At 58.7% G+C, this 16,891-nt stretch carries 19 protein-coding genes; 8 read left to right on the top strand and 11 right to left on the bottom strand.

Translation table 11 applies throughout. The features are described 5' to 3' along the window. Positions 1–45: 45 nt before the first annotated feature. From cysB to CI807_RS15585, 5 genes are all read right to left on the bottom strand, one after another. Positions 46–1,020: an HTH-type transcriptional regulator CysB gene (cysB, locus tag CI807_RS15605; RefSeq protein WP_012722988.1), complete on the bottom strand. Its 975-nt coding sequence runs from the start codon at positions 1,018–1,020 to the stop codon at positions 46–48. Positions 1,021–1,123: 103 nt separating this feature from the next. Next, entirely contained in the window at positions 1,124–1,624 is a 501-nt protein-coding gene (locus tag CI807_RS15600) for a universal stress protein (protein WP_058427971.1), read from the bottom strand. 71 nt (positions 1,625–1,695) lie between these two features. Then, on the bottom strand, positions 1,696–2,601 hold the full coding sequence (locus CI807_RS15595; RefSeq protein WP_016975374.1) for a 5'-nucleotidase: 906 nt from the start codon (positions 2,599–2,601) through the stop codon (positions 1,696–1,698). A 15-nt stretch (positions 2,602–2,616) separates the two neighbouring features. Further along, positions 2,617–3,570: a putative 2-dehydropantoate 2-reductase gene (locus CI807_RS15590; RefSeq protein WP_095015266.1), complete on the bottom strand. Its 954-nt coding sequence runs from the start codon at positions 3,568–3,570 to the stop codon at positions 2,617–2,619. Next, complete coding sequence (locus CI807_RS15585; RefSeq protein ID WP_095015265.1) at positions 3,567–3,953, bottom strand: thioredoxin; 387 nt, start codon at positions 3,951–3,953, stop codon at positions 3,567–3,569. Before CI807_RS15585 ends, CI807_RS15590 begins: the two co-directional genes overlap by 4 nt. Between CI807_RS15585 and CI807_RS15580 the strand changes: the two genes are divergently transcribed. Both CI807_RS15580 and CI807_RS15575 read left to right on the top strand, forming a co-directional pair. Then, on the top strand, positions 3,952–4,386 hold the full coding sequence (locus tag CI807_RS15580; protein WP_095015264.1) for a pilus assembly protein PilZ: 435 nt from the start codon (positions 3,952–3,954) through the stop codon (positions 4,384–4,386). The two genes, CI807_RS15585 and CI807_RS15580, sit on opposite strands and share 2 nt — an antisense overlap. 131 nt (positions 4,387–4,517) lie before the next feature. Beyond that, positions 4,518–5,594 carry a 3-deoxy-7-phosphoheptulonate synthase gene (locus CI807_RS15575; protein ID WP_016975370.1) on the top strand — a complete coding sequence of 359 codons (1,077 nt, stop codon included), beginning with the start codon at positions 4,518–4,520 and terminating at the stop codon, positions 5,592–5,594. A 66-nt stretch (positions 5,595–5,660) separates the two neighbouring features. Here CI807_RS15575 and CI807_RS15570 read toward each other — a convergent pair whose 3' ends face one another. After that, the gene (locus tag CI807_RS15570; protein ID WP_003233387.1) at positions 5,661–5,942 is read right to left on the bottom strand and encodes a GNAT family N-acetyltransferase; all 282 of its coding nucleotides are present in this window, start codon (positions 5,940–5,942) and stop codon (positions 5,661–5,663) included. A gap of 613 nt (positions 5,943–6,555) precedes the next feature. Between CI807_RS15570 and oprI the strand changes: the two genes are divergently transcribed. Next, complete coding sequence (oprI, locus tag CI807_RS15565; RefSeq protein WP_003172710.1) at positions 6,556–6,807, top strand: outer membrane lipoprotei OprI; 252 nt, start codon at positions 6,556–6,558, stop codon at positions 6,805–6,807. 171 nt (positions 6,808–6,978) lie between these two features. Here the strand turns inward: oprI and CI807_RS15560 are convergent, their stop codons facing one another. From CI807_RS15560 to CI807_RS15550, 3 genes are all read right to left on the bottom strand, one after another. Then, complete coding sequence (locus CI807_RS15560; protein WP_095015263.1) at positions 6,979–7,944, bottom strand: L,D-transpeptidase family protein; 966 nt, start codon at positions 7,942–7,944, stop codon at positions 6,979–6,981. Positions 7,945–8,017: 73 nt separating this feature from the next. Beyond that, on the bottom strand, positions 8,018–8,311 hold the full coding sequence (locus CI807_RS15555) for a hypothetical protein (protein WP_010211879.1): 294 nt from the start codon (positions 8,309–8,311) through the stop codon (positions 8,018–8,020). Positions 8,312–8,369: 58 nt separating this feature from the next. Further along, positions 8,370–8,975: an arylesterase gene (locus CI807_RS15550; protein ID WP_095015262.1), complete on the bottom strand. Its 606-nt coding sequence runs from the start codon at positions 8,973–8,975 to the stop codon at positions 8,370–8,372. Positions 8,976–8,985: 10 nt separating this feature from the next. Here CI807_RS15550 and CI807_RS15545 point away from each other — a divergent pair, with 10 nt between their 5' ends. Continuing rightward, positions 8,986–9,669 (top strand): ABC transporter ATP-binding protein, encoded by a 684-nt coding sequence (locus tag CI807_RS15545; protein ID WP_005786391.1) that lies wholly within the window; start codon positions 8,986–8,988, stop codon positions 9,667–9,669. Then, the gene (locus CI807_RS15540; RefSeq protein WP_095015261.1) at positions 9,669–12,179 is read left to right on the top strand and encodes an ABC transporter permease; all 2,511 of its coding nucleotides are present in this window, start codon (positions 9,669–9,671) and stop codon (positions 12,177–12,179) included. The genes CI807_RS15545 and CI807_RS15540 overlap by 1 nt, the downstream gene beginning before the upstream one ends. 45 nt (positions 12,180–12,224) lie before the next feature. Here the strand turns inward: CI807_RS15540 and greB are convergent, their stop codons facing one another. Both greB and CI807_RS15530 read right to left on the bottom strand, forming a co-directional pair. Next, positions 12,225–12,698: a transcription elongation factor GreB gene (greB, locus tag CI807_RS15535; RefSeq protein ID WP_095017560.1), complete on the bottom strand. Its 474-nt coding sequence runs from the start codon at positions 12,696–12,698 to the stop codon at positions 12,225–12,227. Between the two features lie 113 nt (positions 12,699–12,811). After that, positions 12,812–13,798: a hypothetical protein gene (locus tag CI807_RS15530; protein ID WP_095015260.1), complete on the bottom strand. Its 987-nt coding sequence runs from the start codon at positions 13,796–13,798 to the stop codon at positions 12,812–12,814. A 219-nt stretch (positions 13,799–14,017) separates the two neighbouring features. Between CI807_RS15530 and CI807_RS15525 the strand changes: the two genes are divergently transcribed. The 3 genes from CI807_RS15525 to CI807_RS15515 all read left to right on the top strand — a co-directional run. Then, positions 14,018–14,944 carry an ABC transporter ATP-binding protein gene (locus CI807_RS15525; RefSeq protein WP_095015259.1) on the top strand — a complete coding sequence of 309 codons (927 nt, stop codon included), beginning with the start codon at positions 14,018–14,020 and terminating at the stop codon, positions 14,942–14,944. Further along, positions 14,941–15,666 (top strand): ABC transporter permease, encoded by a 726-nt coding sequence (locus CI807_RS15520; RefSeq protein WP_095015258.1) that lies wholly within the window; start codon positions 14,941–14,943, stop codon positions 15,664–15,666. The genes CI807_RS15525 and CI807_RS15520 overlap by 4 nt, the downstream gene beginning before the upstream one ends. A gap of 15 nt (positions 15,667–15,681) precedes the next feature. Beyond that, on the top strand, positions 15,682–16,891 hold a 1,210-nt coding region (locus tag CI807_RS15515; RefSeq protein ID WP_095015257.1), incomplete at its 3' end, for a Gldg family protein.

Below are 16,891 nucleotides of genomic sequence, written 5' to 3'. Positions count from 1 at the left end.
TTTTCGCGAGCAAGCTCGCTCCTACAGTGGATCGCATTCATTCACTTAATGGACGGGCAGCTCAACGCCATCAAACAACTCTTCCAGTTCCTGCTTGTTGTGGCACTGGATCGCCTTGGCCATGACTTCACGGGTCAGGTGCGGCGCGAACTTCTCGATGAAGTCGCACATGAAGCCACGCAGGAAGGTGCCACGACGGAAACCGATCTTGGTCACGCTGGACTCGAACAGTTCGCTGGCATCCAGCACCACCAAGTCTTTGTCGAGGGCCGTGTCGACCGCCATCTTGGCGACAATACCCACGCCCAGGCCCAGGCGCACGTAAGTCTTGATCACGTCAGCGTCAGCCGCAGTGAACACCACTTTAGGCGTAAGGCCGCGATGGCTGAAGGCTTCGTCGAGCTTGGAGCGGCCAGTGAAACCGAACACATAAGTCACGATCGGGTATTCAGCCAGGGCTTCCAGGGTCAACTTCGGCAGCTTGGCCAACGGATGACCTTGAGGCACGACCACGCAACGGTTCCAGCGATAGCACGGCATCATCACCAGGTCGCCGAACAACTCCAGGGCCTCGGTGGCGATGGCGAAATCGACGGTGCCATCAGCGGCCATCTCGGCAATCTGCATCGGCGAACCCTGATGCATGTGCAGCGCCACATCCGGGTACTGCTTGATGAAGTCGCGAATCACCGGCGGCAAGGCATAACGCGCCTGAGTGTGAGTGGTAGCGATGGACAGGGTGCCTTTCTTCTCGTTGGAGAATTCCTGGGCGATCTGCTTGATGCTTTCGACTTTGCGCAGGATCTCACCGGCGGTGGTGATGATGCGCTCACCGGCCGGCGTGACGCGGGTCAGGTGCTTGCCGCTGCGCGCGAACACTTCGACGCCCAGCTCGTCTTCGAGCAGGCGGATCTGCTTGCTGATACCGGGTTGCGAGGTATAGAGGCTTTGAGCGGTAGCGGAAACGTTGAGGTCGTGGTGCGCCACTTCCCAGATGTAGCGCAGTTGTTGAAGCTTCATATGTGTCCCTCAAAGCAGATAGACGCCACGGGTATCAGCGACGGTATATAACTATATTAAAGGTTCGATGGATAAATCTAGAACTTTTTATCGTTTCCACCCATCACACGTCATCACTGCGGCGACGTTGCAACGAAGGCACCAGGTAAACCGGCACCGTAGACAGTTGCAGCACCCGGGCAGCGGTGCGCCCCAACGGGGTAGCCGCTGCGGTTGCATGGCTATGACTGCCGACGATCAACAGGTCCACGGAAAGTTTGCGCAGTTGGTCGAGAATCACCTCGCACGGGTCCCCCTGGATCACCCGTACCGAGCGAATCAACTTCAGGTCTTGCTCCCCGTCCCCCAACTCCTCGCGAAAACTATCCAGCACCCGTTGCTCGATCGTCGCCATTACCGTGGTCAGCCCCTGGCTCTGCCATTCACTCAGGGCCTTCTCATCAAGGTAGCTCTGTAACACCGATTCGGCGAACAGCCCGATGGGCTCGACCACGTGAATCACATACAGGTCCGCCTTGAACGTTCGGGCCAGCGCCAGCGCATGTTGCATCACATAAGGCGCGTACAGACCGAGGTCTGTGGCGTACAGCATCGAACGGATCATAGAACCCCCTGGAACTGCCAGGATGGCGGAGATGAAATCAGCTTAGCAGTGCCCAGGCGACTTGGATTGACTTAGATCTTCACCTCATTACTGATGCCATGGGGCACATGCCCGGTGGCGACGAATTCCATGGCCTTCTCGCAATGCCCGGCCTGGTCATCGAAAAACACATCGGCGGCAAACGCTTCCAGGAACGCCGATTTTTCCAGGCCACCGAGGAACAACGATTCGTCCAGACGAATATCCCACTCGCGTAAGGTGCGAATCACCCGCTCATGGGACGGCGCGGAACGGGCGGTGACCAGCGCGGTGCGGATCGGACAGGCTTCGTCTGGAAACTCGCGCTGCAACAGGTTGAGCGCCGCCAGGAACCCCTTGAAAGGGCCTCCATGCAAAGGCTGGCGCGCCGACTCCCGCTCATTGGCCTGGAATGCTTCCAGTCCGCCAGCCTGATAGACCCGCTCGGACTCATCGGAAAACAACACCGCGTCGCCGTCGAAGGCAATGCGCAGTTCTTCGCTGGAGGCGCGGTTAGGGCCGCCGGACAGAATCGTCGCCGCCGCAAACCCGGCATCAAGGGCACTGCGCACATCTTCAGCATGGGTCGAGAGAAACAGATGGCAACCAAATGCGGCCAGATAAGGATAAGGACTACGCCCGCCTACGAAAGCGGCGCGGGAGATGTCCAGGCCGTAATGCTGGATTGAATTGAACACGCGCAGGCCGGTGTCCGCGCTGTTACGCGACACCAGCACTACTTCGACCCGGGCACGGCCGAGGCTGGCATTGAGGCTGAGCAGCTTCTTGACCAGCGGAAAGGCGTCACCGGGCTCGAGGATTTCCTCCTCATGTTCGATCTGGTACTGGCGATACGTCTCGACCCCTTCGGCCAGGTAGACCTTGTGGCTGTCACTCAAGTCGAAGAGTGCCCTCGATGAAATCGCCAGCACCAGTTTGTCGCCCAACCCCTTTGCCATAGTGTGTCCCAGAACTCAGCGGTTATGTCGATCAATGAAACTCAAGGCCTGATACAGCGCCTGCATCAGCGGCAACTCACAACCGGCAGCCTTGGCGGCAGCGAGTGGCCGTGCGTAGATCGCCGCCAGTTCCAGCGGGCGCTTGTGCACGTGGTCGTGGTACATGCTCGGCAGGTAATCGTCCATGGTTTCGGTCATGGTGAACATCTGCTCGGCGTAACTCTTGGGGATTTCATGACCGCAGGCGTGAGCGCCCTGCACCACTTCGGCCATCAGCGCCTGGATCAGCTCGCGGCTGGATTCGTCAGCCATCATCGCCGTGGTGCCGGTACCGAGCAACACGGAGAGGCCGTTGTACGGCACGTTCCACACCAGCTTATGCCAACGGGCCTGATGCACATTGGCCATGGCCTGGGACTCGATGCCGGCCTTGTGGAACAGCGCGGCCCCGGCTTCGACAATCGCCTTTTGCGCATCCTCATCATTGGCCGCCGTACCGCTGTGATAACCCAGGTTGACCCGGCCTAACGCCTGGTGCTCGATCACGCCGGGGGCAGAGCGGTGCACGCCGATGTAGCACAGGCCGCCAAGCAGGTGCAGCGACGCTGGCAGGTGTTCCCGCAGACTGTCTTCGACATCAAGGCCGTTTTGCAGCAGCACCACCTTGGCATCCGGGGCGGCAACTTGGGCGATGGTCGGGGCCAGGTCGACATTGCCGGTCGATTTGGTGCCCACCAGCAACCAATCACATGGCGGCATATCAGCAGCGCGGGCATACGCCTGCACCGGGTGCAGGTGCAAGGGGCCATGCACCGTGCTATTCAGTTGCAGGCCGTGCTCGCTGACCGCCGCGTATTCGCTGCGCAACAGGAAGTGCACATCGAAACCGGCACGCGCCAGCATCAATCCATAAAAACCACCGATGGCGCCGGTGCCGATGATGCCAATGCGGGGTGCTGGTGCGGTCATGGCAGATCCTCTGGAGTGCGGGTAAGCGCTTGATGGATGGAGTCGTTTAGATCAGTAGGTGTAAGACGCGTCTGTAATTGCCCGAGGAATTGACCCTCGCACACCACGAACAACGCCGGCAAATGAAAGATCTGGTAGCGTTCGACCGCGCCACCGTTGTGCCCGGCATCCACCCAGCACACGCGATCCACCGGCAGCGACCAGCCGGGTAACTGCTGGCGTGCCCAACGGCAACTGGAACACCCACTGCTGGTAAACACAACCAGCGAAATACCTGGCAATCCCAGCAATTGCTGGTCAATATCCAGGTCGGTCAATTCCAGTTCCTTCACTATACTGCTGCCACCGCCGTCAATTGGACGGTGCTCGGAGTCCGTGTACATGGGTCGTTTTTTACCTCACCCTGATGATGTCGCTGTCGAGTTAATCCAACGCCCCTCTCCTGCCATCCCCCGCCAACGCCTGCACACGGCTGGCTTGGGCGGCATCGCCTGCCATTGGCCACGTGCCTGGCGCGAAGGCACGGCGGTTGATCTGCTTATCCCTTCCCTGGGCACCAGCGCGCGGTATCCGGGCTATGTGGCGTGGTGCCGCAAGGTGGAAAACGGCTACCGCGTCGGTGTCGCATTTACCGATGAACATGCGTTGTTCGGCGCACGAATGGGTGAGCAAGCATGCCGGATAGAGCGCTACTGCCGCCAGCACGAAGACGCCGAACCCACTCCCCAGCAACTCGAAGCCCTGGCCCGCGAGTGGGTATCGCGCCACGCCAGCGAGTTCTCCCATGAGGCCTTTGTGGCGCCAGCGCTGGATTAAAGCGGGCTTTGCCCATTGTCGCGGGCCTGTGTTACGCGCTAAGGTTCCTCCCCCCTGCATTCAAATCATGCTGTGCTCCGCCGCACGGGGATGGCTGGCGGCCGGCACCCGTGACCCTGACGAGTAACACGATGGCTGATTTACCGATCAATGACCTAAACGTCGAATCCAACGAGACCCTGATCACGCCCGATCAGCTCAAGCGCGAGATCCCTCTGAGCGACGCTGCCCTGCAGACCGTCACCAAAGGCCGCGAAGTCATCCGTGACATTCTCGATGGCACCGACCACCGCCTGTTCGTCGTCATCGGGCCTTGCTCGATCCACGACCTCAAGGCTGCCCACGAGTACGCCGAGCGCCTGAAAGTGTTGGCGGCGGAAGTGTCCGACACCCTCTACCTGGTGATGCGCGTCTATTTCGAAAAACCGCGTACCACCGTCGGCTGGAAAGGCTTGATCAACGACCCGTACCTGGACGACTCGTTCAAGATCCAGGACGGTCTGCACATCGGTCGTCAGTTGCTGCTGGACCTGGCCGAGATGGGCCTGCCCACCGCCACCGAAGCCCTCGACCCGATCTCCCCGCAGTACCTGCAGGACCTGATCAGCTGGTCGGCCATCGGCGCACGTACCACCGAATCCCAGACTCACCGCGAAATGGCGTCCGGCCTGTCTTCGGCCGTAGGTTTCAAGAACGGCACCGACGGCGGCCTGACCGTGGCGATCAACGCACTGCAATCGGTCTCCAGCCCGCACCGTTTCCTGGGGATCAATCAGGAAGGTGGCGTGTCCATCGTCACCACCAAAGGCAACGCCTACGGCCACGTGGTGCTGCGTGGCGGCAACGGCAAGCCCAACTATGATTCGGTCAGCGTGGCGCTGTGCGAACAGGCGCTGAACAAGGCCAAGATCAAACCGAACATCATGGTCGATTGCAGCCACGCCAACTCCAACAAGGATCCGGCCCTGCAACCGCTGGTGATGGAAAACGTTGCCAACCAGATCCTCGAAGGCAACCAGTCGATCATCGGCCTGATGGTCGAGAGCCACCTGAACTGGGGCTGTCAGGCGATTCCAAAAGACCTGGCCGACTTGCAGTACGGCGTATCGATCACCGATGCCTGCATCGACTGGGCCGCTACTGAAAACACGCTGCGTAGCATGCATGCCAAGCTCAAGGACGTTCTGCCTAAACGCAAACGCACCTGAGTCTGTATCGAGCGCACACAAAAACGCCGGGCTAAGCCCGGCGTTTTTCATGGTGTTGTTTACGGTTTACAGCTTCGCGGCATGGCGCTGGTGGCGCTCCATGTAACGTTCGACGTAAGAGCAGGACGGGATCACCGTATAGCCTGACTCTTCGGCAAACTTCAACGCTTCCTCGGTCAACGCCGCTGCAATACCACGACCGCGCAGTGCGTTGGGCACGAAGGTCCGATAGATATCCAGGGTCTGTTTGCCGAGGTCCATATAGGTCAGATAGGCACGATGACCGTCCACATTGGTCTCGAACTGATGACCAGCCTGGTCATGGTGGATGGACAACGCCTCGCTCATCACTACTCCTCGCGGGTCTTGGTTTCTGACCCCTACCTTACCGATGTTTTTCCGGCGAAGGAACATCTACGCCACCCCGTGCCGGTTTCGACATCGAGAAAACCCTGAGCGCTTACAACCAGCCCGTAGGGAATAGTAGGCACCAATCCTGAAATTGCTCAAGGCGCGCTCGTCATCCCCTGCTGCTGGTGGATATAGAAAGGGCTCCGATCAACCTGGGATCGAAAGCCTGAACATTGCCGGCAGTTGAACCTTAAGACGAACAGGCGCTCTTAAAGTCACCTCTACATGCGTAAAAGATGCTGGGCAACGCAAAGCCAGGCTGAACGAAAGTGTCAGCGTGGATATATAAATTTTCATCTGTTTACAAGGCTTAACACATGCGGGCCGGCCCTTTCAGCCTGGATCCAATTTTTGCCTGTTTGAAAAAAATTGGACGGTTTTTATACAAACCTCCAAAAGATTAGCCAAAATAGATTCGGCGCGAGAATTTTTTTTGCTTCTTGCGCTACGTCAGTTTACTTACTACAAGTAATGGGTAGTATGTACGCCGGCTATTAGCTCACTCTGGGCTAACTAGCCATCTAATAGAAAGTCCTTGAAGGGGAACACGATGAACAACGTTCTGAAATTCTCTGCTCTGGCTCTGGCCGCAGTTCTGGCTACCGGTTGCAGCAGCGTCTCCAAAGAAACCGAAGCTCGTCTGACTGCAACTGAAGACGCAGCAGCTCGCTCCCAGGCCCGTGCAGACGAAGCCTACCGTAAAGCTGATGAAGCTCTGGCTGCTGCTCAAAAAGCACAACAGACTGCTGACGAAGCTAACGAGCGCGCTCTGCGTATGCTTGAAAAAGCTAGCCGCAAGTAATAATCCTTCGGGGTTGTTATCAAGCCGATCCATTTATGGGTCGGCTTTTTTATTGCCTGAATTTCCTACGATCTTTTGTAGGAGCGGGCTTGACCGCGAAGGTCCTCAACCATGGCGCGCAAGCCCTGGACTAACGCGGTGATCTCAAGTTTTTCGCGAGCACGCTCGCTCCTACAAGGGATCGATCGGCGCACTGGCGGCCACCGAGGCTGCGCCAGGCACGCCGATTTCCGTAGGCAAGCCGTCTTCCGCCGCTACCACGTCACGCACTTGGTCCCAGTTCACGCGCAATTGGTTGGCCAAGTCTTCACGCTTGAGCAAGGCGTTGATGACGGCGGTGTGTTTGTCGACCACCGACGGCGTCCCGTCATCATTCAACGGCGTATGCGCTTCAAGGTAGACCTTGCCACCACTGCGACCGAACTTGTAGGCATCGTTGATGATGCGCACCGACGTCCCCACCGGCACCATGCCCGCCATCTCCAGCACGTTGTTGTTGAACATACGGAAGCAGCCGTGGCTGGTACGGGTGCCGATGCCGAACTTCGCGTTGGAGCCGTGGATCAAGTAACCCGGCGTGCCCAGGGTGAACTTGAACGGGCCCAGCGGGTTGTCCGGACCAGCCGGCACCACGTTGGGCAGCGGGTCGCCGTTGGCGGCGTGCTCGGCCTTGATCGACGCGGGCGGCGTCCAGGTCGGGTTGGGGGTCTTGGCAATGATGCTGGTGTGGGCGATCGGCGAACCCCAGCCTTCACGACCGATCCCCAACGGGAACGTGTAGACCACGTTCTGGCCCTTGGGGAAGTAATAGAGTCGGTATTCCGCCAGGTTGATCACAATACCTTCGCGCGGGCCAGGCGGTAGGATGAAGCGCGTCGGCAACACGATCTCGGTGCCCGCTCCCGGCAACCAGGCATCCACGCCCGGGTTGGCCGCGACCATCTCCGAGTAACCCAGGTCATAGGTGGTGCCCAGGTCGGCAAAGGTGTCTTCGTACTTGGCCTTGATCACCTGGACCTGGCCGACGATGTCTTCACCTGGTGGTGGCAAGGGCAACTGCAGGGCTGACGCAGAACCGGCCGCACAGAGTGCAGCGAGAGACAGGCAGCAGGTGACGACGGAAAGGCGCGACAACATCCGGTAAATCCTTCGCAGAACGACGGGGAGGTAAACATCGATTGTATACGTGAAGCGCGCTTCTAGCTGCCCCCTACAACTCGAAACGCAGCTCCGGCCAGATCGGCGGCGTGCCCCGCTTCTGGGATTCCAGGATTGCACGGCACAAAGGGCACAGACGCTGGTCCTGGAAGATCGAACGATCGACCCGCGACCAACGCGGTTGCGCAGGCAATAATGTGCCGCACAGTGTGCGATCAATGGAGCCGCCCAGTTCCAGTTGACGCGCCACCAGATGCACCCGCACTTCCTGGCAGGCGAACAGATCCAGCTGCTCGTCCGGCTCGATCAGTTGGTAGTTAAACAGGGACCAGGCAGGACGCGACATCAGGGGCTCCAAATCGGGGGGGCGCCACCTTAGCCGAAAGCCTGCCGGTAGAAAAGCGTCATAGCAGCGGTTTTAGCGTCGGCCAGACATTTTCCAGCAACTTGCCCTGAGCGCCGACCGCCGGGTGCAGTTGATCGGCCTGCATCAGCTCCGGGCGCCCGCCCACACCGTCGAGGAAAAACGGCACCAGCGGGACGTTTTTTTCCTTGGCCAGCACACCATAGACTTCGGCAAATGCCGTGGTGTATCGCGGGCCATAATTGGGTGGCAACTGCATCCCCAACAACAACACCTTGGCCCCGCCGGCCTTGGACTGGTCAATCATCGACGCAAGATTTTGTTGCAATTGCGCAGGCGGCTGCCCACGCAGGCCATCGTTACCGCCCAGCTCGATCACCACCACGTCCGGCTTATGCTCTGCAAGCGCCGCCGGCAGCCGCGCCAGGCCTCCGGCACTGGTGTCGCCACTGATGGAGGCATTGACCACTTTATCGTCGAAACCTTCCTGCTTGAGCCGTTGCTGCAGCAGGGCAACCCACCCTTTGCTGGTATCCAGGCCGAAACCGGCACTGATACTATCGCCAACGATCAGGACTGTACCCGCCGCTGCGTTCTGGGCCATGCACATCAAGGCCAGGCCAGCACTCAAAAACCACATTCGCATCGGATTCTCCATGGGCGCAAGCATTCTCACCGCGCGGAACCTTAGCAAAGTGGTTCCCAGCGCGGAAGGTGAACTGACTATCCTGCACGAACTGAGCCTGGAACTGAACAAGGGCGATAGCCTGGCTATCGTCGGCAGTTCCGGTTCCGGCAAATCCACCCTCCTCGGCCTGCTGGCCGGCCTCGACCTGCCCAGCAGCGGCGAAGTCACCCTCGCCGGGCAAGCCCTCAGCACCCTCGACGAAGACCAACGCGCACGTATCCGTGCCGAGCACGTGGGCTTCGTATTTCAGTCGTTCCAACTGCTCGACAGCCTCAACGCGCTGGAAAACGTCATGCTGCCGCTGGAGCTGGACGGCCGCAAAGACGCCCGTGAGCGCGCCCGGCACCTGCTGGAACGTGTCGGCCTGGGCCAACGCCTGACTCACTCGCCACGCCAACTCTCCGGTGGCGAGCAACAACGGGTAGCCATTGCCCGCGCCTTTGCTGCGGAGCCGGACGTGCTGTTTGCCGATGAACCCACCGGCAACCTCGACAGCCACACCGGCGAGCGCATCAGCGACCTGCTGTTCGAACTCAACAAAGAGAGCGGCACGACCCTGGTGCTGGTCACCCACGACGAGCGCCTGGCCCATCGTTGCCGACGCCTGATCCGCCTTGAAGCCGGCCTGATGGTCGCGCCCCTGGAGCCTTGATGGCACGTTTGCCGCTATTGCGCCTGTTCAGCCTTGCCATGCGCCAACTGCTGCGCGACGCCCGCGCCGGCGAATTGCGCGTGTTGTTCTTCGCCTTGCTGGTGGCCGTGGCCGCCAGCACCGCCATCGGCTATTTCGGTGCGCGCCTCAATGGTGCGATGCTGTTGCGCGCCACCGAGTTCCTCGGCGCCGACCTGGTACTTGAAGGCAGCTCACCGGCCCGCCCCGAGCAAATCCAGTCAGGCACCGAGCTGGGCCTGGATCATGCCCGGGTCGTGGAGTTTTCCAGCGTCATTGCCACCGATAACGGCATCCAGCTTTCCAGCATCAAGGCGGTCAATGAGCAGTACCCGCTACGCGGAGAACTCAAAAGCGCGGCGGCACCCTTTGGTGATGAAACCCCAGGTGGCGGACCGAAACCCGGTGAAGCCTGGGTGGAGGCACGATTGCTGACGGCGCTGGACCTCAAGGTCGGCGACAGCATTGACGTGGGCATGAAGACGCTGCGCCTGGCCCGCGTGCTGACCTACGAGCCGGACCGCGCCGGCAATTTCTACAGCCTTACCCCCAGGGTAATGATCAACCTGGCGGACCTGGATGCCACCGGCGTCGTGCAACCCGGCAGCCGCGTCAGTTTCCGCGAGTTGTGGCGTGGGCCGCAGGGCAGTACCGCGCTGCAAACCTATCGTGATCTGATCAAGCCGGGCCTCGCCGCCAACCAGCGCCTGCAAGACTCACGGGATGGCAACCAGCAGATCGGCGGCGCCCTCGGCAAGGCCGAGCGCTATCTGAACATGGCCAGTCTGGTGGCCGTCCTCTTGGCCGGTGTGGCCGTGGCGCTGTCGGCCAATCGCTTCGCCACCCGACGCTTCGACGCCAGTGCCTTGCTGCGTTGCCTCGGTTTGTCACGACGTGAAGCCATGTTGCTGTTCAGCCTGCAATTGACTGTACTGGGGTTGCTGGCCAGCCTTGCCGGCGCTCTGCTCGGCTGGCTGGCACAATTCGGCCTGTTCTACTTCCTCCACGACCTGCTGCCATCGGACGTGCCACCCGGCGGACTGTTACCAGCCATTGCCGGGATCGGCACCGGGCTGGTCGCACTTGCCGGCTTCGCCCTGCCGCCCCTGGCCGCACTGGGTCGCGTGCCACCGCTGCGGGTATTGCGCCGCGACCTGCTGCCGATCCCTTCCAGTACCTGGATGGTCTACGGTGCGGCGCTGTTTGCGTTAGGCCTGATCATGTGGCGCCTGAGCCTCGACTTGGTACTGACTTTTGCCCTGCTCGGCGGCGGCGTGGTCGCTGCGCTGATACTCGGCGGTTTGCTCCTGCTGCTGTTGCAAAGCCTGCGTCGCCTACTGGCCCGTGCCTCGCTGCCTTGGCGACTGGGCCTGGGGCAACTGTTGCGTCACCCGCTGGCGGCGGCAGGTCAATCCCTGGCCTTCGGTTTGATCCTGCTCTCCATGGGCTTGATCGCCCTGCTGCGTGGCGAGCTGCTCGACACCTGGCAAAACCAACTGCCCAAGGATGCTCCCAACTATTTCGCCTTGAATATCCTGCCGGCCGACAAGGACGCGTTCGGCACCCGCCTGCTGGAACTGCAGGCACAGTCCGCGCCGTTGTATCCGGTGGTGCCAGGTCGTTTGATCAGTATCAATGGCGAGCCCGTGCAGGAAATCGTCAGCAAGGACTCCAGTGGCGATCGCGCGGTGCAACGCGACCTGAGCCTGACCTGGGCTGCCGACCTGCCACCGGGCAACGCCCTGACCGCCGGTGCATGGTGGTCACAGCAACCTACCGATGAAATCCCCGGCGTATCGGTCGAGGCCAAGGTGGCGGAAAGCCTCAAGCTCAAACTCGATGATCACCTGGTGTTCACCGTAGGTGGGGAGAACCGTGAAGCGCGGGTGACCAGCCTGCGGACCATCAACTGGGATAACTTCCAGCCCAACTTCTTCATGATCTTCCAACCGGGCACCTTGAAGGACCTGCCCGCCACCTACCTGACCAGCTTCTACCTGGCGCCTGGGCATGACCAGCAGATCGTCGACCTGTCCCGTGCTTTCCCGGCGGTGACCATCCTGCAAGTCGAGGCACTCTTGGAGCAGTTGCGCAGCATCCTCGCCCAAGTGACCCTGGCGGTGGAATACGTACTGCTGTTTGTCTTGGCGGCGGGGATGGCGGTGTTGTTCTCCGGCCTCCAAGCCACCCTCGATGAGCGTATCCGCCAAGGGGCGCTGCTACGTGCACTGGGCGCGGAACGCAAGCTGCTGGTCAAGGCCAGGCGTATCGAGTTCGGTTTGCTGGGTGCCGTGAGTGGCCTGCTTGCAGCGCTCGGGACCGAGTTGGTGACCTTTGTGCTGTACCGCTATGCATTTGACCTGGCCTGGCAGCCTCATCCGTGGCTGTTGCTGCTGCCGGTGATAGGTGCCGTATTGATCGGCGGTGCGGGTGTATTCGGCACTCGCCGCGCACTCAACGCCAGCCCGTTGACCGTGTTGCGTGAAGGCTGAAACGCAGTCGGCCCACGTTCATCACTGAACACGGGCCGACTTCGCTCACTTCACATAGTCGATGCTGGTGATCCACCAGCACACTTCTCCACCCGGGGTCTGCACGATGGCCTCATCGTCTACTTCCTTGCGCAACAACGCACGGGCCATGGGTGAATCGATGGAGATGTAGTCCATCCGATCATAAATCTCGTCATAGCCGACAATGCGAAAACGCTTGGTCTCACCCGCCTCGTTTTCGATGTCCACCCAAGCGCCGAAGAACACCTTGCCCTCCTGCTCGGGCATGTACTCCACCACACGCATGTCTTCCAGGCGCTTGCGCAGGTAACGCACGCGACGGTCTATCTCACGCAGCAGCTTCTTGTTGTACTGGTAATCGGCGTTTTCGCTGCGATCTCCCAGCGAGGCCGCCCAGGTCACTTTGCGCGTAGTGTCCGGGCGCTTTTCGCGCCACAGGTAATCCAACTCCTTTTTCAGCGCTTCATGACCTTCTTTGGTAATCAGCTTGGTACTCAAACGCTTGCATCCCGAGGCAATGTCCATAGGTGCCGATGTGCCTGTGCTTAGAGCCCAGGCGTCGGCTGGCTGGCGTTGATGATAAATGAACCGGCGAAAGTAGCCAGGCCAGTCTAGCCATCCAACGCCTGATCCAGCTCAAGCAGCACGCCCCGCAGACTCTGTCGCAAGCTCGATACCTGCGACGTCATCACCTTCAGGGCTTCGGTCCTCTGGCTGACCGCAAGCGAATGATCATGCAATTGAGTGGTACGTTGCTCCAGTTCTCCAACCTTCTCATCCAATTGTTTCTGCTCCTGTTGCAATCGCGCCTGCCATTGCTCAAGTGCCGATTCCCGCTCTATCGCTGCAAGCTTTTGCTGGGTCAACTCTTGGGCCACACGGGCAAGGTTGGTCAACGTACTGTCCACTTCGAGCAGCGTGCTGTGGTCGTCGGGAGCAGGCCGTATCAGCGGTGCAGGCACACCGGGAGGCGGCGGGATGACCGGTGCGGTTTGCGCCATCATCAACGGGGCTTCGAGAGGTGGCTTGCGACTCTCCTCAACGGGCTGCTCATGCACAAGTGTCCGGACGGGTTCGGAAGGGTTGATCGTTTTAGGAGACGAACTCAATTGGGACGAAAAACGAATGGACGGCACAATCACCGAAGTGCTTTCGATCGCTGGGAGCGTGGGTGCAGACATGCCCAGAGTGATCACCTTCATCACCAGCGCCTTCTTGATGATCACCGAATGATGGTCCTCGGGCCTTGCAGGCGGCAGCTTGCAGCCTTTCAAATCGACAAAGTGATAGGGCGCCTGGGTTTCGGTCCCCCCCCCCGCCTTCATGCCCGAAGCCGCCAACGTCAGAATTTGCTTGAACACGTGCAAGGCCAACTGCAGGTCTTCCTTGGACTCCACCCCGCCCAGAAAATATCGATCAACTTTCTTACGTAACGCGGCGATATAAACCCTGGAACTTTCCGGCTCCACTTCCTCATCCAGACTGTAAACAAGAAAGTTGGAGGCTGTCTGGCCTACAGCAAAACCACAGAGCAGTGCGCCGTTAACGGGAGCATCTTGACCGTTGCGCTCAAGAACAAGGGTACGTAGCAGCATCATGGCATTAAGGCCTCATTGTGCAGGGTAGAACGTTTATCTAAACAACCAATAAACATTCAAAAATTGGACATTTTGAAACCTAACACATTGTTTCAGCGGCTTGCCCAACCCGCACGTAGGACTTCTCTTATTAATAATTATCGGCGTTCCCTAAAACGACCATTACCCGTACCCTTTTTTCACGCCCCCTACGTCACGCCAAACTTATTCGGTAAAAAAATGATCGAAATAAGCAATCTGACAAAACACGCGGGTAGCACAACTGTACTCAGCGACCTTTCATTCAGTGCTCATCAACCAGAATGCCTAGGCCTATTCGGACAGGATCCGATGGCCAAAACAACCTTGTTCAATGCAATAGCGGGTTCAACACAGCCGTCCAGTGGCTATATAAGCATCCAAGGTTTCGACACACAGACCCATGCACTTAAAGCGAGACAACTCGTCGGCTATCAATTGTCTGGGGACCTCGGCCATCCAACGATGTCCGTCAAAACGTTCCTTGGTTTCATTGCTGCCGTGCGCGGCTTCCACGGCGCCGAAAAACGCGCACGGCTGGAAAAAGCGGTCGCACGGCTGGATCTGTTTCAAGTGCTCAACGCGCCCCTCGACGCCCTTTCCATCGGCTGGAAACGTAAAGTCGCCATTGCCCAGGCCGTCCTGCACAACCCTGCGGTGTTACTGCTGGATGAGCCAACTGAAGGACTCGCACCTGATCAAAAGCATACATTCAGGGCGCTTATACAATCATTGACGCAAGAAATGACAGTCATCATCGCCTCTCGTCACTGCGATGAGCTCTCTGAGTTGTGTACCCGTGCATTGGTCATCGCAAGCGGTCGCCTGGTCACCGATACCCCACTGCCCGAGTTGCAACGCGACTCGCGCCATTTCCAGGCGGTCACTCTCGCTGCGGATACACCGCTGGACTTGCTGGCACTGGCCGTACTGCCAGGGGTGGCTGGCATTGAGGAACATCGCCATGCACCCGGTACGGTAACTGTTCTCGCCATGCCAGGGCATACCATCTACCCCCATATCAACATACTGATTGCCAGTCGCCGTTGGAAGATCAACTCGCTGAGCCTGGAACCAGGTCGCCTGAATGATGTGGTCCACCATCTGAGCCAGGAGGCGCCTCTTTGAAATTATTGCCTGTCATTTTCGAGCGTCAACTCGCCAGCTACGCCAGTGCCCCCGGTACTTACCTGAATATTGCGGTCTTCCTGATACTTTCAGTGACGCTGGGGGGGTATACAAGCCCGTGGCTGGAACAAAACGGCAGTGACTTGCAGGTGTTCGTCCAGTTCCATCCCTGGCTCTATTTACTCTTCATTCCCGCTTTGACCACACGATTATGGTGGGATGAGTCCAATGCCGTTTTTTTCGACCTGATGAAGACCCTGCCCCTCACGACCTTTGAATGGGTTGTCGGAAAATTCCTCGCCGCCTGGCTCGTAGCAGGCACTGCCCTGCTCCTGATGTTTCCTCTCGTCATCGTGACCAACTACTTGGGCCGTGCGGATAACAGCGTTATTGCTTCGCAACTTTTCGCCAGTTGGCTGCTGGCAGGAAGTTATCTTTCAGTCGGTTGCTTTATATGCGCACTGGTACGTCAGCGCACTGTAATATTCTTACTGACCCTGGGCTTACTTCTTACAGCCAGCGGACTTTCCTCCCTCTTGGACGCACTTGAACAGCAAGCCCCTATTGGATTGATCGACAACCTCGCTTCACTCAGCCCTGCTTTGCGATTCAGCAGTATCGATCATGGAAAGCTCACACTGCGTGACACGCTTTACTTCATCAGCATGATCTTCGCTTTTCTCGCTGCGACGACAGCCACCCTCAACTATAAATACAGCTGAGAAGGGAAATCCTTAATGCGGTCCTCGCTGCGCACCGGCATGACACTCATCGTTACCTTACTACTTTTCCTAGCGTTCAATCTGGTTTGGATAGGTAAACTTCCTGATCTACGGTGGGATTTTTCTGAACAAAGATCTCACACATTAACGCCCGCCGCACAACGGCTACTCACTATATTGGAAGACCCGCTGGATTTGTATTACTTCAACTCCAACAACGATCCTAAAAGAAGTTATGCAGTGCAGCGCTACAGCAAGCGTATTGAAGACCTGCTCAAGGAGTACGAAGAGACCGCCAATGGCATGATCAATCTGCACCTAGTTGAACCAGCCCCTTTCTCGGAGGATGCCTACAAAGCCCGACTATCCGGGCTTCAGGACAATGCCGGGTTTCTCGGGCTTATCGGCACCCGCGCCGGTCACGGTGTACGAAGAATTGCCGCCTTCAGCCTCGACCAAAAGCCGTTGCTTGAGTATGAAATCAGTCATCTGCTCTACAAGTTGCAACAGCCGAAGCGGCCAGTCGTTGCGCTGCTGTCAGGGTTGGCGATGAGCGAGTCTGCGGGTCGTCTGTTGCAGGATTTGCGGCAAGAATTCGATTTGGTCAATCTGGAATCGACTGCCGCTTCAATTCCCGCCCCCATCCAAACACTGATGGTCGTGCACCCTCAGGAGGTGTCTGAACGGACCCTGTATGGCATTGAACAATTTGTCTTGAGAGGCGGCCGATTGATGGTGTTTATCGACCCCTTGAGTGAACAGCGCCCGAACCGTCCCGGCAACACGCGGCTGAACGAACTACTTGCCGCATGGGGTATCCAGATGCCTGCGGACAAAGTGGTAGTCGACAACCTCTACACGCCACGAGAGACACTGGGTAAGCCCAATCAGGTCAGGCTGAACCTGCCCCGGCAGGCGATGAACACACATGACATCAGTGCATGGAACCTCAATAGGGTCACGGTATCGAGCACGGGTGCTCTCTTCCGACTGGGCAAGAGCCGTACGACCTTCAGCCCGCTCCTGCAAAGTTCCGAACAATCTGTCCTGTTGGACGCCAATAGCCTCAAAAGCACCACCACGATGGACTCAATAATTGAAGAGGCGTCGAATCAGGAACGGCGTCATGTCATTGCTGCGCGTATCGAGGGGCCGAGCTATTCGGTGTTTCCTGATGGTATCCAGGGGCAGCTGCGGATTTCGGAGCACTGTGACCGGCCGTTTC

Source organism: Pseudomonas sp. NS1(2017) (assembly GCF_002269425.1).
Classification (GTDB): Bacteria; Pseudomonadota; Gammaproteobacteria; order Pseudomonadales; family Pseudomonadaceae; genus Aquipseudomonas; species Aquipseudomonas reactans.
Note: the sequence above shows the minus strand (reverse complement) of the source record. Positions and strands in the feature narration are given on the sequence as shown.